The 23,647-nt window shown below is 64.5% G+C and carries 22 protein-coding genes and 3 pseudogenes; 12 read left to right on the top strand and 13 right to left on the bottom strand.

Annotation, left to right across the window (positions count from 1 at the left end; translation table 11 throughout):
* Window positions 1-14 precede the first annotated feature (14 nt).
* The gene (locus AB0M74_RS00125; protein ID WP_364901887.1) at window positions 15-365 is read right to left on the bottom strand and encodes a carboxymuconolactone decarboxylase family protein; all 351 of its coding nucleotides are present in this window, start codon (window positions 363-365) and stop codon (window positions 15-17) included.
* A 172-nt stretch (window positions 366-537) separates the two neighbouring features.
* Between AB0M74_RS00125 and AB0M74_RS00120 the strand changes: the two genes are divergently transcribed.
* From AB0M74_RS00120 to AB0M74_RS00110, 3 genes and pseudogenes are all read left to right on the top strand, one after another.
* A complete protein-coding gene (locus AB0M74_RS00120) occupies window positions 538-1,524 on the top strand; it encodes an AraC family transcriptional regulator (protein ID WP_364899900.1) in 987 nt (328 codons plus the stop codon).
* A 38-nt stretch (window positions 1,525-1,562) separates the two neighbouring features.
* A complete protein-coding gene (locus AB0M74_RS00115) occupies window positions 1,563-1,847 on the top strand; it encodes a hypothetical protein (protein ID WP_364899898.1) in 285 nt (94 codons plus the stop codon).
* Window positions 1,841-3,084: pseudogene (locus AB0M74_RS00110) on the top strand (transposase). The gene AB0M74_RS00115 and the pseudogene AB0M74_RS00110 overlap by 7 nt, the downstream one beginning before the upstream one ends.
* Window positions 3,085-3,148: 64 nt before the next feature.
* On the opposite strand, the gene AB0M74_RS00105 reads toward AB0M74_RS00110, so the two are convergent.
* Together AB0M74_RS00105 and AB0M74_RS00100 are read right to left on the bottom strand one after the other, a co-directional pair.
* Window positions 3,149-3,484 carry a hypothetical protein gene (locus AB0M74_RS00105; RefSeq protein ID WP_364899896.1) on the bottom strand — a complete coding sequence of 112 codons (336 nt, stop codon included), beginning with the start codon at window positions 3,482-3,484 and terminating at the stop codon, window positions 3,149-3,151.
* Between the two features lie 286 nt (window positions 3,485-3,770).
* On the bottom strand, window positions 3,771-4,406 hold the full coding sequence (locus tag AB0M74_RS00100; RefSeq protein WP_364899894.1) for a TetR family transcriptional regulator: 636 nt from the start codon (window positions 4,404-4,406) through the stop codon (window positions 3,771-3,773).
* Between the two features lie 127 nt (window positions 4,407-4,533).
* Between AB0M74_RS00100 and AB0M74_RS00095 the strand changes: the two genes are divergently transcribed.
* From AB0M74_RS00095 to AB0M74_RS00070, 6 genes are read left to right on the top strand one after another with little or no spacing between them, the layout of a single operon-like run.
* On the top strand, window positions 4,534-5,685 hold the full coding sequence (locus AB0M74_RS00095; RefSeq protein ID WP_364899892.1) for an acyl-CoA dehydrogenase family protein: 1,152 nt from the start codon (window positions 4,534-4,536) through the stop codon (window positions 5,683-5,685).
* A 17-nt stretch (window positions 5,686-5,702) separates the two neighbouring features.
* Window positions 5,703-6,455: a 3-oxoacyl-ACP reductase FabG gene (fabG, locus tag AB0M74_RS00090; protein WP_364899890.1), complete on the top strand. Its 753-nt coding sequence runs from the start codon at window positions 5,703-5,705 to the stop codon at window positions 6,453-6,455.
* A gap of 15 nt (window positions 6,456-6,470) precedes the next feature.
* Complete coding sequence (locus AB0M74_RS00085) at window positions 6,471-7,628, top strand: acyl-CoA dehydrogenase family protein (protein ID WP_364899889.1); 1,158 nt, start codon at window positions 6,471-6,473, stop codon at window positions 7,626-7,628.
* Window positions 7,625-8,824: a 3-oxoadipyl-CoA thiolase gene (gene pcaF, locus AB0M74_RS00080; RefSeq protein ID WP_364899887.1), complete on the top strand. Its 1,200-nt coding sequence runs from the start codon at window positions 7,625-7,627 to the stop codon at window positions 8,822-8,824. The genes AB0M74_RS00085 and pcaF overlap by 4 nt, the downstream gene beginning before the upstream one ends.
* Before the next feature lie 47 nt (window positions 8,825-8,871).
* Window positions 8,872-10,365: a long-chain fatty acid--CoA ligase gene (locus AB0M74_RS00075; protein ID WP_364899885.1), complete on the top strand. Its 1,494-nt coding sequence runs from the start codon at window positions 8,872-8,874 to the stop codon at window positions 10,363-10,365.
* Complete coding sequence (locus tag AB0M74_RS00070; protein ID WP_364899883.1) at window positions 10,362-10,817, top strand: MaoC family dehydratase; 456 nt, start codon at window positions 10,362-10,364, stop codon at window positions 10,815-10,817. Before AB0M74_RS00075 ends, AB0M74_RS00070 begins: the two co-directional genes overlap by 4 nt.
* A 238-nt stretch (window positions 10,818-11,055) precedes the next feature.
* Here the strand turns inward: AB0M74_RS00070 and AB0M74_RS00065 are convergent, their stop codons facing one another.
* From AB0M74_RS00065 to AB0M74_RS00025, 9 genes and pseudogenes are all read right to left on the bottom strand, one after another.
* Window positions 11,056-11,217 carry a hypothetical protein gene (locus tag AB0M74_RS00065; RefSeq protein WP_364899881.1) on the bottom strand — a complete coding sequence of 54 codons (162 nt, stop codon included), beginning with the start codon at window positions 11,215-11,217 and terminating at the stop codon, window positions 11,056-11,058.
* A gap of 215 nt (window positions 11,218-11,432) precedes the next feature.
* Entirely contained in the window at window positions 11,433-11,843 is a 411-nt protein-coding gene (locus AB0M74_RS00060) for a RidA family protein (RefSeq protein ID WP_364899879.1), read from the bottom strand.
* 511 nt (window positions 11,844-12,354) lie between these two features.
* Window positions 12,355-13,230, bottom strand: a complete 876-nt coding sequence (locus AB0M74_RS00055; RefSeq protein ID WP_364899877.1) for a 2-hydroxyacid dehydrogenase — start codon at window positions 13,228-13,230, stop codon at window positions 12,355-12,357.
* 116 nt (window positions 13,231-13,346) lie between these two features.
* Entirely contained in the window at window positions 13,347-14,156 is an 810-nt protein-coding gene (locus AB0M74_RS00050; RefSeq protein ID WP_364899875.1) for an alpha/beta hydrolase, read from the bottom strand.
* A 26-nt stretch (window positions 14,157-14,182) separates the two neighbouring features.
* Window positions 14,183-14,956, bottom strand: a complete 774-nt coding sequence (locus AB0M74_RS00045) for an MBL fold metallo-hydrolase (protein WP_364901885.1) — start codon at window positions 14,954-14,956, stop codon at window positions 14,183-14,185.
* Window positions 14,957-14,993: 37 nt separating this feature from the next.
* Complete coding sequence (locus AB0M74_RS00040; protein ID WP_364899873.1) at window positions 14,994-15,575, bottom strand: TetR/AcrR family transcriptional regulator; 582 nt, start codon at window positions 15,573-15,575, stop codon at window positions 14,994-14,996.
* Window positions 15,576-17,193: 1,618 nt separating this feature from the next.
* On the bottom strand, window positions 17,194-18,072 hold the full coding sequence (locus AB0M74_RS00035; protein WP_364899871.1) for a GNAT family N-acetyltransferase: 879 nt from the start codon (window positions 18,070-18,072) through the stop codon (window positions 17,194-17,196).
* A 382-nt stretch (window positions 18,073-18,454) separates the two neighbouring features.
* Window positions 18,455-19,483, bottom strand: a complete 1,029-nt coding sequence (locus tag AB0M74_RS00030) for an MBL fold metallo-hydrolase (protein WP_364899869.1) — start codon at window positions 19,481-19,483, stop codon at window positions 18,455-18,457.
* Between the two features lie 291 nt (window positions 19,484-19,774).
* Window positions 19,775-19,951: pseudogene (locus AB0M74_RS00025) on the bottom strand (IS110 family transposase); the annotation flags it as partial.
* A 633-nt stretch (window positions 19,952-20,584) separates the two neighbouring features.
* Here AB0M74_RS00025 and AB0M74_RS00020 point away from each other — a divergent pair.
* The 3 genes and pseudogenes from AB0M74_RS00020 to AB0M74_RS00010 form a co-directional block, all read left to right on the top strand.
* Window positions 20,585-20,671: pseudogene (locus AB0M74_RS00020) on the top strand (CsbD family protein); the annotation flags it as partial.
* Window positions 20,672-21,342: 671 nt separating this feature from the next.
* Window positions 21,343-22,623 (top strand): GNAT family N-acetyltransferase, encoded by a 1,281-nt coding sequence (locus AB0M74_RS00015; RefSeq protein ID WP_364899867.1) that lies wholly within the window; start codon window positions 21,343-21,345, stop codon window positions 22,621-22,623.
* Window positions 22,624-22,755: 132 nt separating this feature from the next.
* The gene (locus tag AB0M74_RS00010; RefSeq protein WP_364899865.1) at window positions 22,756-22,899 is read left to right on the top strand and encodes a hypothetical protein; all 144 of its coding nucleotides are present in this window, start codon (window positions 22,756-22,758) and stop codon (window positions 22,897-22,899) included.
* Window positions 22,900-23,260: 361 nt separating this feature from the next.
* On the opposite strand, the gene AB0M74_RS00005 is transcribed toward AB0M74_RS00010, so the two are convergent.
* Entirely contained in the window at window positions 23,261-23,458 is a 198-nt protein-coding gene (locus tag AB0M74_RS00005; protein ID WP_364899863.1) for a hypothetical protein, read from the bottom strand.
* Window positions 23,459-23,647: the final 189 nt, after the last annotated feature.

Here is a 23,647-nt window from a genome sequence, read left to right as displayed (position 1 = left end):
GTGCGACGTGGGATTCAGCGCTGCTCCGCGCGGCGACGCTCGAAGGCGTCGAGTTCTTCGGCGAGTACCGGGACCCCGAGGTTGCAGGCATGAATGCCCAGCACGCTGGTCAGCTCGAGGACGGCGAGGATCTCCTCGCGCGACACGCCCAGCTCCAGGGCGGCGCGAATGTGGCGGCGCACCCCCGGCGAGTACATGTGCGTGCACGCGGCATCGACCGCGATGCTCAGCAGCTCCACGAACTGCGGGGACAACACACCACGGCGGAGCGGCAGCGAACCCATGGACATGAACTGCTCGGTCCACTCCGGATCCCAGTCGAACAGCCTGTCCCACAGCGGATTCCATGCACCCTGTGCGCGCATCGCGTCGACGACGGGAGTTGATGCGGGTACGGACTCGATGCTCACCGGCGGCTCCTGTGATCGTTTGAACGTGATAGCCGTCACGGTATGCGCGCATTTGACATCATGCTTGACTGATTGAGACACAATGTTTGACAATCTGGGACCGATGGATGGAAGAAGGAGATCCCCGATGGCTCCGATGGTCCGCAGCGCTGTCCTGTCCGGCTACGTCGATCTCACGCTGTCACTGGGTGTCGATCCGATGTTGTTGTTGCGATCGGTCGGTATCGGCGCCGCAGCGCTCACCGCCAGCGACACCTGGTTGCCCGCCACGGTGGTGAACCAACTGCTGGAGCGATCTGCGCACGAAACGAACTGCGGAGAGTTCGGACTGCTGCTGGCCGCGCGTCGCGGCCTGGCCAACCTCGGGCCCGTCGCGCTGGTGGCCCGCGAGGAACCCGACATTCGCAGTGCGCTGCACGTCGTGCTCCGCCACATTTCTCTGCACAACGAAGCGCTGCGCACCCGGATCACCCAGGCCGATCGCCTGACCACCATCCGCATCCAGGCAGCTCCCGAAGCCTCGCTCGGCCGGCAGTCCACCGAACTCACCGTCGGTGCCACCTGCCGCATCCTGCAGGAGTTCCTCGGCTCGGACTGGCACCCGTTGTCGGTCTGCTTCAGCCACAGCGGGCCCTCGCAGCGCGACAGCGCCTACCGGATCCTCGGCCCCTCGGTCGAATTCGAGCAGAGCTTCGACGGGATCGTGTGCTACACCCACGATCTCGATACCGCCAACCCCCTGGCCGACCCTCTGCTCCGCCCCTACGCTCGTGAGTATCTGCGTTCCCTTGCGCCCACCGGCGAATCCACCACCGAACAAGCACGCGCCGTCATCGAAACCCTGCTCCCCACCCACCCCTGCACAGCCGCCACCGTCGCCGACCGCCTCGGCATGGACCGTCGCACCCTGCACCGACATCTGGCACGCAGCGGGGAAACCTTCACCACCGTCCTCAACACCACCCGCCTCGACCTTGCCCACCGTTATCTCACCCACCACGACCGCACCCTCACCAACATCGCCGCCGACCTCGGGTTCTCCGAACTCAGCGCCTTCTCGCGATGGTTCCGCCACCACACCGGCCACAGCCCCAGCACGATCCGCAACCGCTGATCCTCCTCGGTAGCTGACAGACCCCGCCAAACAGGACGATGTCGCTGGTCGTGTCCCCGCTGGAGTACGACCTCAGGGTGTTCGGCGAGCCGCTCGGCAGTCAGCGCAGTCACGGGGAGCTGGTCGCGTTCTACAAGCGGCGCCTGGCAGGCACGGCGGCGCGGGTGGATGCTGGGTATCCGTCGAACACCGATCTGGTGCTCGACGAAGGCAAACCTGTACTGAAGCGGCGCACAGGCGGTGACCGGCGTCCGGAGGCGTTGAAGCTGCAGGCTGCGATCCATGAGCGGCTTCCGCATCGCGCATCCTGCTGGATGTGCTGACCCGGGTGGCGTATCTGACTGGGTGGTGGGGGCATTTCGGGCCGGCGTCGGGGTCGGATCCCAAGATCCGTGACGCGATGGCCCGGTACGTGATCACCGCGTTCACCCATGGTGGGAACCTGACCGCCGCCGAGGTCGCCCGGCACATGAAACACACCTCGGCGCACGAGATCTACACCGCCGGCAACAAGCACGCTGATGCCGGCAAGATCCACAAGGCGTCCGCGGCTGTGATCAACGCGTTCGCCACCCTGGATGTCGCCGGGGTATGGGGCGACGGGCAGGTGGTGGCCGCGGACGACTCCCAGATCGACACCTGGGAGAACAACCTTCTAGCAGGAGTCACATCCGTTACGGCGGGTTCGGCGGCATCGCGATGCGCCACATCTCCTCTACCTACATCGCGTTGTTCTCACACTTCATCCCGTGCGGGGTGTGGGAGGCGGTCTATATCATCGAGGGCCTGCTGCAGAACACGTCGGAGGTGCAGCCGGAAGTGATTCACGCCGACACGCAAGGCCAGTCGCTGCCGGTCTTCGGGCTCGCGACACTCCTCGGGTTCGATCTGCTGCCACGGATCCGGCATTGGCACGATCTGGTGTTCTACCGGCCCGATCCCGGAACCAGGTATCAGCACATCGATTCGCTGTTCGGAGACCACGCGATCGACTGGGACCTGATCGAACGCCACTGGACCGATCTGCTGCGGGTCGGGATCTCGATCCGGGAAGGCCGGTTATCGTCGGTGACCCTGCTACGCCACCTGGGCAACCACTCCCGAAAGAACCGCCTCTACAAGGCGTTCCGGGAACTGGGCCGGGTCGTGCGGACGATCACGTTGCTGCGGTTTTTGTCGGAATCAGAGTTGCGGGAGCAGATCACGGCCGTCACCAACCGGGTGGAAGCGTTCCACGGGTTCGTCGCGTGGCTGATGTTCGGCGGCAAGCTGATCGGCCACAACGACCCCGACCACCAGGAGAAGGTGGTGAAGTTCAACGAGCTCGTCGCCAACTGCGCGATCTACTCCACCGCCCTGGATATCACCGACGCCGCGAACGCCCTGGCCGTGCAAGGACATCCGGTCGACCCTGACGACCTGGCCACCATCACCCCGTACATCACCAGCACAATCCGCCGTTTCGGCGACTGGGTACTCAACCTCACCCCACCCGACGCCGAGCCGGTCACCCGCCTGGACCTCGAGCCACGCGCTCTGTTCCCGACCGACCTGGGCTGATGGCCCCCAGCTCGCCGGGTGCTGACCGAGGCCGCCCGGCCAGACATACTGAGCGGGTTTCGCATCAAGAGACGCGTGTGAAGTCGGTATTCCCAAAGGATGGAAGGTCGGCCGGTTTCCGGCGGACCAGGATGTGACTGGTCGCTTCGCTGGTGGTGCGACGACACGAACACGCATCGGGTTCCGCCGAACCGATACTGGAGGGTGCCGGGAATACGCCGTGACCGTACACCTCGGTAGCACGGTTCACGGTCGTCTCGTCCAACCGGTAGGGCTGCCCGACCGCCGGACCGAACAGCTCGATCTGCCCGCGAGTGATCGAGATCCACTCCCGCGCAATGTCGGTGAAGAACCCGATCCTCGACACCGGATACCAGTTCTGCTCACCGCGGTCGCTCACACCGCTGAGGCTAGCCCAACCCGCCGCTCATAGCCGTGCAATCTCTCGGCCTGGACCAACAGGCGGATAGGCGGTCCGACGGCAGGTTTCTGGCGTACTTGGGTCGACCCTCGTCTAGGACGATAGAGGAAAGCGAGGTGACGATCGCGAACCCACCGATGATCATCGCGAACGCGAGGCTGATCAACTCCTCTTCATCGAGCCTGTCATGATCCGCCAACGCCAGTACGTGGGATCGCCAGTCCGGTAGTGATCGCGAGCGCAGTATCGGTTGCTGGCGTCGAAGTCAGTTGGTGCCGACGACGGTGGTGTAGGTAGCGGCGAGGCCGGTGAGGAAAGCCGTGAGGGCGAGTTCGAAGCTGTCGTTGTCGATCTCGTCGGCGACCGCGCGCAGTAGGTGCGCCTGGTTCAGGTGAGGGTAGCGGTCGCGGTAGACCTGGATGTCGTCGGCGAATCCACCGGCGAACGAACCCACCGTCGAGCCCATCACCAGGTAGCGGGTGGCCGCGCCGATCATGGTGGCGTAGCGCGGCGGCCAGCCCGCGCTGACGAGTCCGCCGTGAACGGCGTCGGCGGCGCGCAGGTTCTCCGCGCGCCTACCCGGGCCCGCTGCCAGGTACGGCACGAAATTCGGGTGTTCGACCAGGGCTTTGCGGTAGCTACGCGCCCAAGCACGCAGGGCGGCGTCCCAGTTCTCGGTGTCGAAGGCCGAGGTGTCGACGTGGCTCATGATGCCGGTGGCGATGTCGTCGAAGAGCTCTTCCTTGTTCGGGAAGTGACCGTAAAGCGAGGCAGCTTGGACGCCGAGCTCGGCGGCGAGTTTGCGCATGGACACCTCGGGGAGCCCGTCGCGATCGATCATCTCCAGCGCGGTGTCGCGGATGCGGCTGCGGCTCAATAGCGGAACGCGCGGCCTTGCCATGCATCACTCCTTATCGAGACGGGATTCGACCGTATCACCGAAGTCGGACTCGACTCTTGTTTAACCGAACATCGTTAGGTTATGGTGGCCAAGTAAACCTAACATCGTTTGGTTCAGGAGTGGTCCGATGGATCTCCAGCTCACACCCACACAGCGCGATCTGCGCGAGGTCGCCCGTGCCTGGGTGGACAAGGAAGTGGTGCCGCACGCCGCGCGCTGGGATCGGGCCGAATCGGTGGACCCGGAGATCGTCGGCAAACTCGGCGCGCTCGGCTTTCTCGGGATCGGCATCGACGAGGACTACGGCGGCTCGGGCGGCGATATGCTCGCCTACTGCGTCCTGCTCGAAGAGCTCGGCCGCGGCGACAGCGCGGTGCGCGGCATCGTCTCGGTCTCGCTCGGCTTGGTCGGCAAGTCGATCGCCGGGTACGGCACCGAAGAGCAGAAGCGTCGATTCCTGCCGCCGCTGTGCGCGGGGGAGCAGCTCGGCTGCTTCGCGCTCACCGAGCCCGGCACCGGTTCCGACGCCGCGAGCCTGATCACCCGCGCGACCCGCGACGGCGACGACTGGGTGCTCGACGGCACGAAGATCTTCATCACCAACGGGACCTGGGCGGATCTCGCTCTGGTGTTCGCGCGGACCGGAGGACCGGGACCGAAGGGCGTCACCGCGTTCCTGGTCCCCACCGATCTGCCCGGCTTCGGGCGAACCGAAATCACCGGCAAGCTCGGTCTGCGCGGGCAGGCGACCGCCGAGCTCGTTCTCGATCAAGTGCGAGTGCCCGATGCGCTGCGCCTTGGTGTGCAGGGGCAGGGCTTCCGGATCGCGATGTCGGCGCTGGACAAGGGACGGATCGGTGTCGCCGCCGGGTGCGTCGGCCTGGCTCGCGCCTGCCTCGAGGCGTCCGTGCGGTACGCGAGCGAACGCCAACAGTTCGGCAAGCCGATCGCCGGCCACCAACTCGTGCAGGAACTGCTCGCCGACATCGCCGTGGCGACCGACGCCGCGCGGCTGCTGGCCTGGCGCGCAGCCGATCTCGTCGACCGCGGCGAACCATTCGGCACCGCCGCGTCGACGGCGAAACTGTTTGCCTCCGAAGCGGCGGTGAAGGCCGCCGACAACGCCATCCAGGTGTTCGGCGGCTATGGCTACATCGACGAGTACCCCGTGGCGAAGTACCTGCGCGACGCGCGCGTGCTCACCCTCTACGAGGGCACCACCCAGATCCAGAAACTGCTCATCGGCCGCGCCCTCACCGGCGTGAATGCCATCGCTTGACATCAGGAGATCGATTCATGCCCCACAGAACAGCTTTCGTCACCGGGGCCGCGCGCGGCATCGGTGCCGAGACCGCTGCCCGGCTCGCGGCCGACGGTCTCGCCGTCGCGGTCGTCGACATCGACGCCGACGCCGCCGTCCGCACGGCCGAAAGAATCGGTGCCGCAGGCGGCACCGTGATCGGCATCGGCTGCGATGTCACCGATGAGGATTCGGTGGCAGCCGCAGTAGCACACACCATCGCCGACCTGGGTTCGCTCGACGTGCTGGTCAACAACGCCGGCGTACTGCGCGACAACCTGCTGTTCAAGATGTCGGTGCAGGACTGGGACACCGTCATGGCGGTGCACCTGCGTGGCGCGTTCTTGTGCAGCAGAGCCGTCCGGCAGCACATGATTACCTACGGTCGAGGCGCCATCGTCAACACCTCGAGCGTATCGGCGCTCGGCAATCGCGGGCAGGCCAACTATGCCGCCGCGAAGGCAGGCATCCAGGGTCTGACCCGCACCCTCGCGATGGAACTGGGCCCGTTCGGTATCCGCGTCAACGCGGTCGCGCCCGGTTTCATCGCCACCGAGATGACTGCGGCCACCGCCGCGCGGATCGGTGTGAGCACCGAGGAACTGCAGGTCAAGACGGCCGATATCACCCCGCTGCGCCGGGTCGGCACACCCACCGATATCGCGAACGTGGTCGCCTTCCTCGCCTCCGACGACGCCGGGTTCGTCACTGGCCAGACCCTGTACGTCGACGGCGGACGCCGTCTCTGAATTGCGGAGATCATCATGCAACGAACAGTTTTTACCGACGAGCACGAAGCGTTCCGCAAAACGGCGCGCGCGTTTGTCGAGTCGCAGGTCGTGCCGGTGTACGAGCAGTGGTACGCGGCGGGCATCGTGCCGCGCGAGTTCTACCGCGCACTGGCCGAGCTGGGCGTGTTCGGGATCGAGGTGCCCGAGGAATTCGGCGGCGCCGGTATCGACTCGTTCAAGTTCCAGGCAATTCTCATGGAGGAGACCGCAAGGGCCGGTGTGTCCTTCGGTGGTTCCGGGGTGCATGTCGGGCTGTGCCTGCCGTATCTGAAGAACCTCGCGACAGAGGCACAGAAGCACCGCTGGCTGCCCGGCTTCGTCGCCGGCGAGATCATGTTCGCGATCGCGATGACCGAGCCGGGCGCCGGCTCCGACCTCGCCGGGATGCGTACCACCGCACAACTGTCCGCGGACGGCACCCACTACGTGCTCAATGGTTCGAAGACGTTCATTACCGGTGGCGTGCACGCTGACCGCGTGATCGTGTGTGCGCGAACCGCCGCGGCGTCGGAAACCGACCGCCGCTACGGCATCTCGCTGCTCGTCGTCGATACCAAGTCGCCGGGGTACACCGTTGGACGCAAGCTGGACAAGCTCGGCCTCAAGGTGTCCGACACCGCCGAACTGTCCTTCGACGACGTGCGGGTACCGGTCGAAGACCTGTTGGGCGAGCCGCACAAGGGATTCGGCTACCTGGGGCAGAACCTGCCGCAGGAGCGCCTATCGATCGCGGTCGGCGCCTACGCCCAGGCGAGGTCCGCGATTCGGTTCGCTCTCGAATACACCAGGGGGCGAACCGTTTTCGGAGAGTCGGTCGCCCACTTCCAGAACACCAAGTTCGAGCTGGCCGCCTGCCGGGCCGAGGTCGACGCCGCCGAAGCTGTGGTCGACCGGGCGTTGGACGCCCTGGACCGCGGTGAGCTCACCCCTGCAGACGCGGCGTCGGCCAAACTGTTCTGCACCGAGGTGGCCTCCCGAGTGATCGACCGCTGTCTGCAGCTATACGGCGGCTACGGCTACATCAACGAGTACCCCGTGGCTCGCCTCTACGCCGACAACCGGGTCAACCGGATCTACGGTGGCACCAGCGAGGTGATGAAGATGATCATCGCCAAGGACATGGGACTGTGACGGGCACCGCATTCTTGGTCGACGGCGTGCGGACGCCGTTCGGCCGCTATGGTGGTTCGCTGGCCGCCGTGCGTCCCGACGACCTGGCCGCCCACGCGATCACCGCACTCACACAACGGCTTCCGGGTGTGGATTGGGCCGCCGTCGACGATGTGGTGCTCGGCTGCGTGAACCAGGCGGGCGAGGACAACCGCAATGTCGCCCGGATGGCGGCCCTGCTCGCCGGGCTGCCGGTGGAGGTGCCCGGCGTAACGGTCAACCGGTTGTGCGCCTCAGGGCTGGACGCGGTCGGCTACGCCGCGCGGGCGATCAGGGCCGGTGACGCGAACCTGGTGATCGCCGGCGGCGTCGAATCGATGACCAGGGCACCATATGTAATACCGAAAACCGGAGCTCCGTGGGACCGTTCGGCGCAGCTGGCCGACACCACGCTCGGCTGGAGGCTGGTGAACCCGCGGATGGAAGAGCGATACGGCACCGACACGATGCCCGAGACCGCTCAGCACGTCGCCGACGAGTACGGCATCGCCCGCGCCGACCAGGACGCGTTCGCGTTGCGCTCACAACAGCGGGCCGCGGCGGCGATCGCGCGCGGTCGGCTGGCCCGCGAGATCGCGCCGGTGCAGGTCCCCCAGCGGCGCAGTGCGCCGGTTGTGGTCGATCGGGACGAACATCCGCGCGAGACCAGCGCCGCCGCGCTCGCCGCGATGCGTGCGGTGGTACCCGGCGGGTCGATCACGGCAGGCAATGCCTCGGGCATCAACGACGGTGCAGCGGCGGTCCTGCTCGCTTCCGAGAATGCCGTACGACGTTACGGTCTCACGCCGCTGGCCCGGGTCGGTGCCGTGACCTCGGCGGGCGTGCCGCCGCGGATCATGGGCATCGGACCGGTGCCCGCTGTCGAGAAGCTGCTCGCGCGAACAGGTCTGGGGATCGGCGAGGTCGACGTCATGGAGCTGAACGAGGCCTTCGCGGCGCAGGCACTTGCCGTGCTGCGTGGGCTCGGTCTGCCCGACGACGCCGACCATGTCAATCCCAACGGTGGCGCGATCGCCCTCGGTCATCCGCTGGGCGCCAGCGGCGCGCGGCTGGCGCTCACCGCCGCGATCGAGCTTGCCGAGCGCGATGCGCGCCATGCCGTCGCGACGCTGTGCGTCGGCGTCGGTCAGGGCCTTGCCGTCCACCTCCACCGCTAGGCATTCGTGCCATACCTCGCCATCGCTGCCGAACTCTAGGAACACCCGTGAATGCCACCCTCTCCCTGGCGAGCATCCTCGCCGAACCCGCCCGCCGCCGGCCCAACCATCTCGCGCTGATCGAAAGCGAATCGCGTATTACCTTCGCCGACCTGTGGCGCCAGGCGCGCGAACAAGCGGGTGCCCTGATCGCCCGCGGTGTGCGGCCCGGTGACCGGGTGGCGCTGCTGTGCCCGAACACCGCGGACTTCCCGCGTGCCTACTTCGCCATCCTCGCCGCGGGCGCGACGGTGGTGCCGGTGCATCTGCTGCTCACCGCCGCCGAGATGGACTACGTGCTGCGTGACAGCGGTGCGTCGCTGCTGGTCTGTCATCCGCAGGTGGCCGCGACGGGCGCCGCTGCGGCGAGTAGCGCGGGCATCGATGTCGTCGCGCCCGGCGATCTCGTCGGCGAACCGATCTCGGCGTTCGTCTCGCGCAGCCCGCTCGACACCGCGGTCGTGTTTTATACCAGCGGTACCACCGGGGTCCCCAAGGGTGCCGAGCTCAGCCATCTGAACATGGTCATGTGCGCGACGGTGAACGCCTTCGACGCCAACGAGATCCATCGTGACGACATCGCCCTCGGCGCGCTGCCGCTGTTCCACGTGTTCGGGCAGACGGTGTCGATGAACTCGCACTGGCGCGTCGGCGGCACGCTCGTGCTGATGCCGAGATTCGATGCGGCCGAGGCTGTTTCGCTGATGGCGGCCGAGAGGGTGAATCTGTTCCATGGGGTGCCGACGATGTACCTCGCATTGATCGAAGCCGCCGCGAACGCCCCGCAACTGCCTACGCTGAAGCTGTGCGTCAGCGGCGGTGCGTCGCTGCCCGTCGCCGTGCTCGAAGCATTCGAGCGGGTGTTCCGCGCGCCAGTGCTCGAGGGCTACGGGCTCTCGGAGACCTCGCCGACCGCGGCGGTGAACCAGCCGATCTACGGCACCGAGGCTGGGACCGTGGGGCACCCGGTGTGGGGTGTCGACACCGAGATCGCCGATCCCGGGATCTCGGACCGGATCGTGCTGCTCCCGGTGGGGGAGACCGGCGAGGTGGTGGTGCGCGGGCACAACGTGTTCAGCGGGTACACCGGAAGGCCGGAGGCGACGGTGGCGGCGGTGGTCGACGGCTGGTTCCGCACCGGTGACATGGGCGTGCGCGACGAAACCGGCCGCCTGCGGATCGTCGACAGGATCAAAGAGATGATTCTGCGCGGTGGGTTCAATGTCTATCCGACCGAGGTCGAGGCGGCGCTGATCCGGCATCCGCGCATCGCACAGGTCGCGGTGATCGGAGTGCCCGACGAGCACTACGGTGAGGAGATTGTTGCGGTCGTCGTGCCGGACGGTGAACTGACCGAGCAGGACGTGATCGACTTCGGCAAGGAGCAGGTCGCGCGCTACAAGTACCCTCGCCGCGTCGAGTTCGTCACCGCGCTCCCGCTGGGCCCCACGCACAAGGTGCTCAAGCGTGAACTGCGCCGACGTTTCGGAGGAGCTGTATGACAACGGATTTCGCCGATTTCGACGCACTGCGCGCCGCGGTCGGTACCGAACTCGGGGCCAGCGACTGGATCACCATCGATCAGGAGCGCATCGACCGTTTCGCCGAGGCGACAGGCGACGATCAATGGATCCACGTCGACCCCGAACGCGCCGCCGCTGGGCCCTATGGGCAGACTATTGCCCACGGCTTCCTCACCCTGTCGCTGCTGGTGCCGATCACCCGTCAGGTGATGACCGTCAGCGCGGCCCGCATGGCGATCAACTACGGTCTCGACCGGGTCCGGTTCCTCGCTCCGATTCCGGTCGGCGGCCGGATCCGCGGCACAGTGACACTGACCTCGGTCACCGATGTGCCCGGGGGAGTGCAGGCGTTGCGCCACGTCGCGATCGAGCTCGAGGGCGCCGAGCGACCCGCCTGCGTCGCCGACGCGATCGCCCGCTACCTGCGCTGACGGTGCCGGTATAGCAACCTGTCCGGAGGCTGTGCGGCGATCAGGCGCTGTGCGCCGACCGGATGTTGGCACCGCGCCCGGCTGCGTGGAGGTTGTCGATCTGATCGTCGAGGCGACCGGAATGGAGAGCGGCGGTCGTAATGGTGTCGCTCAGGCAACTGCGGCGTCTGCGATGGCGCGTTCGAAACCAGATAGAGCGCCGGTAGTCAGCCAGATGTGTGGGTTCTTCCGGATTCGATCACGGCAACAGCCACAGTTCCTCGCACGGCATTCGACAGAAGTCGATGCAACCGTCGTTGATCTCGACGACCGAGACATCGGGGTGGTGGCTCTCAGCCCACTTGTTGAGGAAATTCTGAACCGCCGTCGAACATCCGACGAAGTCGAATACACCTGCCATCCCTATGAATCGAATGTGGGTGTCAGGTTCACCAGGTCGGGGAGAGAATCGTTCGCAATGTGGTTCGGAGTGCATCGGCGCTCACCTGCTCGACCGGTGTGTCTGGATCACGTTCGTCACATCGTCATGGAGTGACCGAACGGGTGCCAGGTGGCTCCGTAGCGGTGATAGCCGGATTCGGTGACAGTTGCGAACCGGGGGAGCCTCGGCGGAAATCATCTGTCGGTGATTGCCGCGATGGCCTCGACCTCGACTGGGCTGCCAAGTGGAAGCGCGGCTACTCCAATCGCAGATCGGCTGTGTCCACCCGTGGTGCCGATGGCTTCGTTGATCAGCTGGGATGCGGCGTCGGCCACGCGGGACTGCTGAATGAAATCCGGTGAACTCGCCACGAAGACTGTCAACTTGACAATTCGCAACGCGCTGCCTGCCGCGGTGGCGGCTTCGAGTTGGGATAGAACATTGAGAGCGCACGCGCGAGCACAGGCTTCAGCGGTGGCAAGATCGATATCGGCGCCGACGATGCCGGAAGCCACAAGTTGCCCGTCGGTGACAGCAAGTTGGCCCGAGATGAACAGCAACTCTCCGACTTCGGTCGTCGCGGCATATCCGCCACGTGGAATCATGACAGCGGCATATTCATACCCAGGTCTGCAAGTCTTTGCCGTATCGAAACTCTCATGGTTGCAATATCTTTCGGTGAAGTGCTCGGCTTGGCAGCCGTGCGTTTGATGGGCCTCGCAATTTGGCTTGCCTGCGCGGGGTCGTACAGATCTGGTTGTCGCTGGGGCAGATCGTCGGGGAAGAGCCTCAGGCGGCTTATCATGTGTTCCGAAGCGCTGAAGTGCCGGTGCACAACGGTCCAGATGGCAGGTACGCAGCGTTCAGTGGAATGTCCGGGGACAGCATGCTCGAAGCGATCCGGCTGGACTTCCCGGTGGCGCCCGAACGAGGCGGGCAGCACGACAGTCTTCATTGTCTCGGTGAACTCTCCAGCTGGCCGCGGCAACGGACACTGGTAAGTCGGTCCGGCACCAATTCAGCACCCGGGTCATCGGGCTCGCCGTAGATGTGCTGTGGTTACCGGCTGACGTCGCAGCGAATCTCGCCACCGGCCGATACGGGTCGACTCTTCGATCAATATTCGCCACGCACGAGATTCTTAGGGCTCTCGCCCGCCGCAAATCGGGTGATCTCATCGGCCACGATGGCGTAAGCGCGGTCGAAGTTGCCGCGACTGCTACCGCCGATATGCGGTGTCAGCAGCAGACCCGGCGCTGTCCACAGTGGATGATCGGACGGCAACGGCTCCGGATCGGCCACATCCAGCGCAGCACGCAGCCGTCCGGAGGACAGCTCCGCGACCAATGCGTCTGTGTCCACCAAAGTTCCACGCGCGGCGTTCACCAGCACGGCACCGTCAGCCATCCTGGCGAGGAACTCAGCGTCCACCATGCCCACCGTTTCCGAAGTCACCGGCACCATCAACACTACGACGTCATATCGACCGAGCAGCTCGGGCAACTCGTCCACTGCGCGCACCTGGTCACGGGCCACGGTGCCGACCAAGGTCACGGTGACATCGAACACCTCCAGCCTCCGTTGCAAGGTCGTACCCAAATCACCTGCGCCTACAACCAGAATCCGTTTACCTCGCAAACCGTCTGTCTGGTGATGCGCCCAGCGATGTTTGCTCTGCGCGTCGGCGAACGCCGTCAAGTCCCAGTAGAACGTCAACAACACTGCTAAAACCCACTCCGCGACACTGCCCCCATGAGCTCCCCGAGCGTTGGACAGCTCCACACCCGCGGGCAGTCGACCGATCCAATCCTCTGCGCCGGCAGTCAGCAGCTGAATCAGCCGTAGCCTTGGCAAGCCGCATATCAACTCGACTGTCTCGGAAGGGTGGGCGAGAAACCGCGGAACGAGCACCTCGGCATCTTCGGCGTCCACTGGCAGCGGTTGGCCGTGGTCGAAACGCAATGCCCGAACCCCGTTGATGCGCGACAACACCTGCCGCCCGTATTCATCTGGAACCAGAACGGTGATCGCATCGATGCCAGCACCTTTCTGAGCCTCGAAGCGCCCCGAGCTCGATCTGGATACGGACGGCCCATTCTGCATCTGGTTCACGCCGGCCCCGCCGCGCTAACGGCTTGGCGGATGGTGTCCGCAACCGCCTGCGGATGGGTGATCTGCGGAACGTGCGCACCGGGAAGGGTAACGAGACCCTTGCTGAGCAATTCTGCAAGCCGGCGGGCGCCGACAACGAGGAACTCCGGGGACTCCGTTCCGTGAGCGATGGTCAGCGGGACGGTCGGCTCTGTGATGTCCACAGTCAGTGTCGCCAAGCCTCTGTCGATGCCCAATAGAGTTTCGGCGTTGCCCAGCATTCGTTCGACTTGGTCGACGGACATAGCGCCGTAGGCCTCGCCATTCAGTGTTCTCAGCAACGCGTCTGCCGCCCCGCGCAGGTCACCTTCCGCTATATATGGTGCTGCTACCTGCCGCAATGGGGCGTGTGCTTGCGCAGGATCCGGAAGCAGTGACGCCAGAAATGGTTCGTGGAGGATCACGAGCCGGACCAGGTGCGGATGGCGCAGCACCAATGTCAGCCCGATGGCGCCGCCCAAGCTGTTCGCGTAAACCACCGCTGGCCCGAGTCCCAACGCATCGATCAGACCTGCGGCATCTGCTGCCTGCTCGTCTATCGAGGTCGTTGTCCATCCCTCCGGGCGAGGGCTGCGCGAATGCCCGCGCCGGTCATAGCTGATCACTGTGTGGCTATCGGCAAGCATCGTGGCGACGGTCTCCCATGCGCCTGCGTCGCCGAATCCACCGGAGATGCAGAGGATCGGCGGCCCGTCCCCGCGAACTTCGTAGTAGATCTCGGTGCCATTGACTGACGCCATACCGTTGCTGGCTGTTTCGTTGTTCACGATGTCTCTCTCCGGCTTGATCTGTGTCATCGCCCATTGGCCTGAAGACGCTGCAACTCCCAGGGGTCGTGAGCGGAGATGAGCGTGACTTGATCGCCGTGGTCGCGAACCAGTTCGCGCAGCCGCGCTTGGGTGCCGAGCCGAAGGTCGTGATGAACCTCGGCGGTAGTCTGCACAAAGTCGAGCAAGGGGTGTGGATGATGGTCCACTTCCACTTCGCGGTGGTAGTAGTAGGCGTCACCGCAATGCAGGATCCATTCATCACCTGTGCGGACGGCGACGCCGGCATGACCGGCGGTGTGACCACCAAGTGGAATCATCAATATTTCGCTGGACAGTCCTTGTGCCCGCTGAGCGGTGAAGCCGAACCACTCGTCGTTGGATTCTGGGGCATAGGACACCCAGTTCGGTCCATGCGCCCAGTGCCCGGGGCGATACCGAAAACTCGGCGCTTCGGCGAATGCTGCTTCCTTCTCAGCGCCCAGAACGTGTACCTGCGCATCAGGAAAGTCGGGCAGGCCGCCGCAGTGGTCGATGTCGAGGTGCGTAAGGAAGATGTGTCTTACGTCGTCGGCCGAGAACCCGCGTCTCTCCACTTGGCGGATGGCGGTCTCTTCTTCGGAAAGCACCGGCTGGGACATCTCGACCCACGCGGACCCCAGCACTGTATTCGGGTCGTGCACGTCGTCGAGACCCAAACCGGTCTCGATGAGTACCAAACCATCCGAATCGGTCTCGAGGAGAAGACAGTGGTTTACCGCGTGTGCGGATTCGAGACCTTCGTAAGTGGGCTCGATCATCCGCACGGAACCGCAATTTAGGTGGTGAATCTTCATGTCATTCGCTTTCGTCGATGGTTTTGGCTACGAGATCGGCCATCTCGGTGCCGACTGTCTGCACCCACGTGACGTCGTGCTTGACACGGGCAAGGAGCAGGGCCCCCTGCAACGACGACAGGATGAGCGCGCCAAGCCGCTCTGACTGCGGGCTCGAAACCGCCTGTGAACGCAAATAACCGACGAGGCCGTCCATCCAACGGGTGTAAACACCGTCGCAAGCGGTCCGAATCGGTTGACTCTCGGCGGCGGATTCCAACGCCACCGTTGCCACAGGGCAGCCTTCTTGAAACTGGGAACTTTCAAGGTTGCGCGCTAGCAGGTCGAAGATCCGTAGGATGCCCGTCCGCGCGTCAGGGGCATCCGCCAACGCGAGGCGAAGGTCCTCTCCTAGCCGGTTGCCTGCCAAGGCCACCGCTTCCACCGCCAGTTGCTCCTTACCCCCAGGAAAATGAAAGTAGAGCGAACCCTTGGGGGCATCGCTCTGCGCGAGTACCTGGTTCAATCCGGTCGCGTTGTAACCCTGCCGCTGAAACAAGTCGGCAGCCGCCTCCAGGACCCTTTGCTTGGTGTCAATTGCCATGTTCAGCACAGTAGACCGACTGGTCTACTGATGCAATAGACCAGTCTACCTATTTTGAGGACGCCGCTTGGCGAATGTGGGCCGTAGCTCGCGGGCTCACGGGGTTGAGGAGCGGCTCCGCCCGATCCGGCGCTCCGCGCGGAACATCGAGCGGTGTTGAGCTGTAGGTGATTTCATGTCGTCGTGACCGACGAGGGCGGCGCCGGTCGGTTCGGGCTGCCACGTTGAGCTGGAGTGGTTCTTCGACCTCGATGATGGGGACCGGAGGCTGATCGCGGGTCGGCGTGGGACTACAACTAGTTGGGCTTCGCGTTCGAGATGGTGAGGTGCCGCAGGTCTTGGATGGCTGCTTGGTCCACACGGGTTTGTATGACCTGCGAGGTGGGGATATCCATTGTCGCGCAGTACACATCGCGCGAAATGGTTGTTTACCGCGACAGCGGCCATATCGTACTCGGCGGCCCACCAGAGGGGGTCGCCGCGTAGATGGTCGATGTCGGACAGCACATCACCGGGCATGCGTTCCACAGGCACGACCCGATGTCTGACCGGCCCGTCTCCGAGCTTTGTCACTGACTCTTTGAGTTGGTCCATGACGGTGTCCAGTCTTCTGTGGCCGAAGATGTCGAGCAGGTCTCCGGTCGGGGTGCGCACAGCGCTGTGGTCGGCGACCCATTTCCCTTTGATCTGTCGGTCGATGGTCACGATGGGCCAACCGGTCATGTGGTGCAGCGTGGCAGCCAGCTGGTGGCACGACCCAAAGCCATACATTTCTATGGCGTTCCTGTCGATCTTGTTCGCAGTGAGGACGCCCCCGCTCCATCCATTGAAGTTGGGGATGGGGAGCATGACCGTTGCCGTTTCGCTGAAGTCGAGCGACAGGGGGTTGCGGCGCCAGCTTTCATTACCCTGGCCGACGGGGGCGACCCCACCAGGTTCGCTTGCAGGCTGTGGTGCGCGTCCGCTGTCGTCGCCGACGACGGTGGATGCGTGGCGTGGCCTTGTCGCGCGAGTGTGGCGCTCGGTGAGGTGAGGTCACCGGCTGCACGTTCGATCTCATCTTTGCCTTCCCGGTCGGCCACGGAGGGTCCGTGGCTGACCCGCCTGAGTCCGCCAGCGGACTGGCGAGGCATCTGCTCCGCACCCTCGGCCAACGTGAGACCCAAGTCCGCCAGCCGCTGGGCAGTTCGAGCAACAACTTGGCCACCCGCCCGGTCACTACATCACCACCGACCAGACGTACGGTTTGATCCCCGGTTTGGTCACTGCTCGGCGAACTGGGATCCGGCGCGGTAAAGGACGCGCTAGATGGTGGCGAGCCCGACGGAGAAGAGCAAAGGTATATGGCAGAGTCGGGTCGACGAGAATGCGCAGATAGTGCAGGTGAAAATCGTTTGGCACGGTTCGGTGCTCTATTCTGAGATCGCGTGACTTGAATTCGGTAGCGGAAACGGCTGCCATGTCATTTCTTTTGCATCAGGGAGGGCCGTCCGCGTTAAATCTACTTGGCCAACGCACGGGCGTTCAATAAATGGCATTGCGGTGGGACCCGGCAAGGCGCTCTCAGCACTACCTATCACCTGATCGGTTGCGAGCCATTCCTGAGAAGTCGGCTGAGTTACTGTCCGGCCGCTTTTGAAGAGAGCTTCAAGGTCACCTGGGGTGCGCACAACCCTGCGTGTCGCAGCGGTGGCGGTGTATCTCCCCGTTCCCCGAATATTTTGAATCCATACCGCTCATAGCGCGCGACCGCCGTGGTGCCCATGGTTGTTTGAGTGTAGACATCGACGTTCCCTAGCCGGCCGAGCGCCGTCCGCATCAAATCTCGGCCGACTCCGGTGCCGTGCCAATTCGGATGCACGTACCATGCATTCACCATTCCGGCGCCATCGTCACGTGTCGACACCCAAATTAATCCCGCAACCGTATTGTCGGCCGTGCAAGCTGTCCACAGCCCCGGCTCTCCCGCCATGGCCAGCCGGGACCAGTCCACGATCTTCCGCGGGCCCAAGTCGGCCAGCAGGAAATCATCGAGGTTCTTTGACCAGTTTGCGATCATCCGCGGGTCCAAGTCGGCCAGCAGGACATCACCACGCCTTATTGCCTCCAGGAGTTCGAGGTAGGCGGCGCGCGATGCCAGCACATGCGCACGAGCGATCCCCGGCCCGTGCGTCGCCTGTGCGGGTCCGACAATTGCGGGTCCGACTTCGTCCGGCGTCAGATCCAGATATTCCGACGGCAGTCGGTTGTGGGGATCACCGATCGTGGATCGAGACGGTGTACCGGACGAGCGCATCGTCCGCACCGATTCGGGCTCTGCGGCATAGGTGATCCGGCCTGCGGCCCGAATATCGTTCTCATCAAGCCTTTTCGCCGCCAGCTTGGCTGCCTCGCTGAAACGTTCGACGGATTCGGCCTCCATCTTGGTTTTCCGGTCGAACATATCGGCCACGATCTTTTTGAGCTTCTGGAATAGCTGTACGATTTTGTTATCCAAGGATCGACTCTGTTTCATGTGTTCCCGCCAGGATTTCGCGGTGAAATTCCCGAAGGCCCTGCTCGCCGATTTGTTAGGTGAACCGCTCGATGTAGGCAGCGATCTCGGCTGGCAATAACGCCGCCGGCAACTACCGCCGCAAACGATCTCTTTCGAGAACGAACGGCCATCGAACAATGCCGCTCGCGTTGAAGTCGACGAAATCCTGAACTATCCCGAGCGCGGGATATCTTCCCGCCGGTGTTAGCGGGCTGAATTTGATCGAAACAAGTGACTTCAGATAATCGGGAAGGCACTCCCTCCCGATCAGCCACAGGTCTTGATTATTGCTCCAGGTTGAGACACCCCCGGAGCTGCCCATTTCATTGTGTTGGCCATATTTTCACCTCTGCGGCCCAGCGGGCGGCTCGTTGTTCGAATCCGCTGAAACGCCCGAATACCATCTGGGGAGTCGGCTGGCCGCGCCATGATCATGGCTGGCGACAACGGTGACTTCGTTCGTGAGGACGTGGAGGCGGTGGATCGTGTCGAATGCCGCGCCCTCGTGGTCGTGGTCGATGATTCGGCCGAGGAACGGCGCCGTGCCGCGAAGGAGCGTGGCTTGCAGTCCGTGCCAGATCGAGTCGCCTGCCAGGAGAACCCGGCTGCCGTCGTCAACCGCAAGGAGAACACCGACGCTTCCCGGGGTGTGCCCGGGAAGGTCCACGAGGACGACCGACCCGTCACCGAAAACGTCGTGGCTGCGTGTGAAGGTTGACACCGGGGGGCCGTCCAGTTCGTACAGTTGGAAGGTGCGCCCGAGGAGAGGACCTCGAGCGACCCCGAGCGGCGCCACCGGTCCTGCCAGCGCCCAGTCGTGTTCGACGGCGTTGGTGGACACGGGGATCGAAGCCGGAAGTTCCAGCAGACCCGACACGTGGTCCCAGTGCAGGTGAGTGGGCAACGCGAAGTCGATGTCGGCGACATCCACGTCTACCCGGCCGAGCATGTCGGCCAGTCCGATGACGGGCTTCTCCGGAGCAACGAACCTTTGCAACGGCTTGGCCAGCTGGGGCAGCACTCGTTCGTGAACGTCGGCGCACACCGCTGGATCGACCAGGAATCGAGCCTTCGGATGCTCGACGAGGAAGGTCGTCATCCCCAGACGCAAGTGTCGAGGATCGCGTACGCCTTCGGCGATGAGGGCGGTCGGGGCTGTCTGCCCGGTTTGAGTAAGGGCGGTAAGACGGACCGAAGCACGGGCAAACGGCAGACCCGCGTCGCTGATGCTCGCCAGGACGCCTTTATCGGGGCGACGGGGCCGGAACATGCGGGCAGGCGTTGCCGCGAGCGCGCCGCAGCACGCGAGCAGCGTCGGGAGGGGCTTGGCCCGACCCAGTTCGGCATCGGTCCAGTCTGTCGATTCCGTCATGGGAAAGCCTCCTCAGCGATCAGGGACGTGACCTTTGTCTGAGACATGTCACGATGGATGCCGTCTTGCGTACGACGCTGCGTGGCATGGCGGCGAATCTCCATGGGAGTCAACCTGACACTTGAAGCGCGGTTCAAGTCAAGTGAAGGGGGTGCAGTCCGCACGTCCGCAACCAGATACGCCCGGCTCGGCACAGGAATTGAATCGGAAAGGTTCGACTGTCACTCTCCGCATTCGCAGGGACTCGCCGACGGCCTCTGGGTCTGTGGCGGGGTGTCCCTATGGTTTTCGTCAAGCCGCAACGGGTTCCGGTGTCCGGTAGGGCTGTTTGGTTTTGAGCATCGCGAAGAGGACATCGCAGCGTCGTCGGGCCAGGCAGATGAGGGCGGCGTTGTGCTTCTTGCTCTCGGCGCGTTTGCGGTCGTAGTGGGTGCGGCTGGCGGGGTCGTGTAGCGCGGTGAACGCGGACTGCTGGAAGGATGTAAACCGTGCCCAAGCCCTACCCCCAAAGAGTTCCGCGAAGCCGTCGTCCGGGTCGCCCGTAACCGGGAACCGGGCCACCAGCTCAAGCAGATCGCCGCCGATTTCGGAATCAGCGATATTGGCACACCGACATCTACGAGCTTCGTGACGGCCGCTGGCAGGTGATCTGGCCACAGGCCACGCATATCCAGGCGCTGTCACAGGCGAGTGACATTGACGGTGAACTCCCTTGGTCGATCAGAACACGCGCCCAGCCGCGATAGTCCGGATCGGGTGGCGATCCAGTCGTGAATGCTGTCACGGGCAGGCCGAGTCCCGACCGAAGTATTCGGCGTCGTCGCGGTCGCGCGGGCAAGTTCCACTGATCAACCCGTTTCTACTGGATCGTGATCACCGTTCGGGGCGGGCGAACGCGCGCGCCACCAATATATCCGTATCGGAACGAACGGGAGATAGGCGAATCGAACCACCGCGTCCTACAACATATTTCGAGTTAAGCGCCGGACTCTGTACGGATCCACCGCTACCCCCATACCCCTGACAGCATCACATTCAGATGCATACCGGACGGTACTCTCGGATTGGCAGGGCACGAGCGGGCGAACCGATCGCCACGAGGAGCAGCAGCACGAAGGTAAGGCCGATCAGGCCAAGTCCGACCTGAAGGATGCGGGCGAGAAGGTCAAAGACGCATTCCGCCACTGACTCGACGCTTGCCAGAGTCGACACCGAGCGGGTGACCCTCCGGGGTCATCCGCTCGGTCCGCACTCGGCATACTCGCACGCAGGGCATCGGCTGATCGGGAACCGCCAGAAGGTGGGTGCGGTTCCGGTGCTAGGTCGCGATGATCGAACAACGATCTCACACCGGCGCCCACTCGAAACGCGTCCGAAGCCACGGATTTCTCCGGGGATCTCGGTGGGCACATCCGCCGTACGAATCGGCTGATTCGTACCTGAAGTTGACCAATCCCCTAATCCTTCACCTAACTCCCATCGATCCGACCGTAGGCGCGACTATGCCAGGTACGTTCGGGATTGCCGATGGGGCAACGAATCACCATTCGAGCGTGCTGTGGAGGCGTCCACATCACGTCGCTCCAAGGCACTGGACCGCCCCCTTCCGGTTCAGTCTCGGATACGGTCGGTGCGACCGCCTCGAGCGGGGCGGCGCATCGTCCGGCCCGCGGACGACGAGGCCTTCGCGGAACGCCAGTGCTGCGTTGCACTGCAGGAGGGGCTCGCTCGGCTTGCTGGATGACCGGCTGGCGGGGGAGAATGATGGATACCACGGCGCGGGCCGGAGAGGCGCGCCGCCGGGCATCCCGACGGGTTGTGACCCGCCGCTTCGCCGGTGGGCCGGAAAGTGGGTGCGCGTGCCGGTCTGGCGCCTGCGGGACTTCCACGATGACGACCTGGATCAAGCCATCCAGCTGTGGGACCAGAACCGCCAGTCCGACCTGCCACAGCCGGTGTTCCCCCTGTCCGAGGTCGTGTCTGCGGCCAGGAACGGTCAGCCCGCCGTTGTCGCGCTCGTCGCAGAGCAGGTGGTGGGCCTTGCCGTGGCACGTGTGGACGGGGAGCGTGCGTGGATCGTGCTCATCGCGCTGTCGGGCTCGTGGCGCAACCGAGGTCTTGGCAGCACGCTGATCGCGGACATCGAGCGGCGTCTGCGTGGATCTGGAGTGCGCCGCATCAGCGCGGTGCTCGCACCCGGGGCGACCGGGGCAACGGCATTGGAGAACTCCGGGTACCACCAAGTCGGCGGACTGGTCTTCCATGAGAAGGTCCAGCACCTGGGTGCGGGAGACGCGGGACTGCTGGCCGAACTCGGCGGCCGGATCCTGCCACGGGGCCTGTGGGAGGACCTCGTCGGCATGCGGGAGGCAAAGGAGACCATCGAGAAACGGATCGTGCTGCCGTTGGCAGAGCCCGACGTCGCCGATCGGTACGGCGTGACGCCACCGAAGGCGGTGATCCTGTTCGGGCCACCCGGCACCGGCAAGACCAGTTTCGCCAAAGCCGTGGCGTCCCGCCTGGGATGGCCGTTCGTGGAGTTGTTCCCCTCCAGGTTGGCATCCGACGGGGCCGGCGGCCTCGCTGCGTCGCTGCGCGACGCCTTCTCGGACCTGGCCGAGCTGGAGAGCGTACTGCTGTTCATCGACGAGGTCGAGGAGATCGCCGCCGCACGTTCCGGCGTCGCCCTCGACCCCGGCCACGGCGTCACCAACGAACTTCTCAAACTGATCCCCGCATTTCGGGACCACACCGACCGGCTGCTGATCTGCGCCACCAACTCGTTGCGAACCCTCGACCCCGCGTTCTTGCGGCCCGGACGGTTCGACTACATCATTCCGGTCGGCCCGCCCGACCCGGCGGCTCGCGAGGCCATCTGGAGGCGCTACCTGGGCCCGGCCGGGGAGGCGGTGGACCTCGACGCACTTGTGCAGGCCAGCGAGATGTTCACCCCAGCAGATATCGAATTCGCAGCCCGCAAGGGAGCTCAACGCGCCTTCGAGCGCGAGGTGACCCATCGCAGCGGTCAGCCAGCTGGCACCGACGACTTCCTGGCGGCCGTTGCCGACACCCGGCCCACCCTGACCGACCAGGCGCTCTCCAGCTTCCACGAGGACATCGAGCACAACCTGCGCATCTGAAAGACGGATACCAACTCCGTCCGACGCACGCCCCGGAGCAGCATGCCGCGTCCGCCGCACCGGCCTTCGAGGCCGGCTGAGGGGAGCGTGGGACAGTAGCGACGGATCGCGGGGCCCGGCGGCGATGACGGTTTGGACGCTGCCCAGAAACTGCTGGCCGACATTCTCGCGACCGGTCACACCCTCGAGGAGTTTCTGACCTTCCTGCGGATCGATCCGCTGGCCGACACGATCTGCCTGCCGTCGGTGCTCGAGCCGTGGACCTACCCGCTGTAGTCACCGATCACTGACGTTGCCTTCGCCGAAACCAGCCCGCGCACAACGGCTTTGGTGTACGCTCGTCAGCGTCCCAGGGGAAACGGGATGTTGGAGAGCGGATCGGCTTCGCCCAAGCCCCCGCGATCGCTGTGGTGAGGTTCGCTCATTGCTGGAGCCTCACCGTCCAGCGGAACCACCTCACCTGAATATCGGCGTGTGTTCCCAATTCGCATGCCATGTACACGGCCATCGTAATAGTCCCGTGATCGGTGATGAGGCCTGCGGCGAAACATCTGGTGCGTGGTCGAGACGCATGAGGAAAAAGCCAGCTACGAGGCTCGGGCCGATATTCTTTTCCGGCAGATCGTTGGGCGCGTGCTCAGCGTTCGGCGGGCAGAATCTTCGAGGTCAACACGACCCCAGCGCCGAAGAGCGTCCCTGAGCCGACCGCGAGAACGATCGAGTTGGTCAGTGCCGCGATTCCGAGGGTGAATATCAGGCAGGCCATCAACGCCAAGGTTGCGGTACCCCATTCCACGCCCATGATCCGGGTTGGCTGGTTCTGTATCGCTGTCATATCTGCGGGCTACCCATCGCTGACATTTATCAAACCGTTACCTACGGTTGCAGGATGCAGGAGCCCGTCAATGCAACCGCCCCGCCATGCCCCCGGCGGGTTCACGCGATCGTCGCAACACTCTCGATTTGAGAGGTTGCGGCGATCGTGTCGTTTCAGGAGGATTTGGCCCGGTTCGGTGATCAGCTG

This window comes from Nocardia sp. NPDC051463, from assembly GCF_040681975.1.
Classification (GTDB): Bacteria; Actinomycetota; Actinomycetes; order Mycobacteriales; family Mycobacteriaceae; genus Nocardia.
Note: the sequence above shows the minus strand (reverse complement) of the source record. Positions and strands in the feature narration are given on the sequence as shown.